This window comes from Mesorhizobium sp. M6A.T.Ce.TU.016.01.1.1 (assembly GCF_003997065.1).
Classification (GTDB): domain Bacteria; phylum Pseudomonadota; class Alphaproteobacteria; order Rhizobiales; family Rhizobiaceae; genus Mesorhizobium; species Mesorhizobium mediterraneum.
Map to the genome: position 1 here is coordinate 1 of NZ_RZTJ01000090.1, position 935 is coordinate 935.

Here is a 935-nt window from a genome sequence, read left to right on the forward strand (position 1 = left end):
TTCGGAGCCTCCGCGATCATGGCTTCGGTGGTGACCAGCAGGCCGGCGACCGAGGCCGCATCCTGGAGAGCCGTGCGCACGACCTTGACCGGATCGACGATACCCATGGCGATCATGTCGCCATATTCGCCGGTCTGGGCGTTGAAGCCGAAGGTCGGGCCCTTGTTCTCGAGGATCTTGCCGGCAACGATCGATGCTTCCGCACCGGCGTTGGCCGCGATCTGGCGGGCCGGAGCCTGCAGCGCGCGACGCACGATGGCGATGCCCGCGGTCTGGTCGGAGTTGGCGCCGGTCGCCTTGATGCTCAGCGAAGCGCGCAGGAGTGCGACGCCGCCGCCGGGAACGATGCCTTCTTCGACGGCCGCGCGGGTCGCGTTGAGGGCGTCATCGACGCGGTCCTTCTTTTCCTTGACTTCGATCTCGGTCGCACCGCCGACGCGGATGACGGCACCGCCGCCCGCCAGCTTGGCGAGACGTTCCTGCAGCTTCTCCTTGTCGTAGTCTGAGGTGGTCTCCTCGATCTGCTGCTTGATCTGGGCGACGCGGCCCTGGATCTCGGCCTTTTTGCCGGCACCGTCGACGATGGTGGTGTTCTCCTTGGAGATCGACACCTTCTTGGCGCGGCCGAGCATGTTGAGGCCAACATTCTCGAGCTTGATGCCGAGGTCTTCGGAAATGACCTGGCCACCGGTGAGGATGGCGATGTCTTCCAGCATGGCCTTGCGGCGATCACCGAAGCCCGGCGCTTTGACGGCGGCGATCTTCAGGCCGCCACGCAGCTTGTTGACGACGAGCGTGGCCAGAGCCTCGCCTTCGACGTCTTCCGAGATGATGACCAGCGGCTTCGAGGTCTGCACGACAGCCTCGAGGATCGGCAGCATGGCCTGCAGGTTGGAGAGCTTCTTCTCGTGGAGAAGGATGTAAGCGTCTTCCAG

1 protein-coding gene is annotated in these 935 nt (G+C 64.6%); it reads right to left on the reverse strand.

Translation table 11 applies throughout. The annotated features are described in order from the left end of the window. Positions 1–935, reverse strand: a 935-nt coding sequence (gene groEL, locus EOC94_RS33360) for a chaperonin GroEL (RefSeq protein ID WP_127295870.1), incomplete at both ends; no start/stop codon positions are given.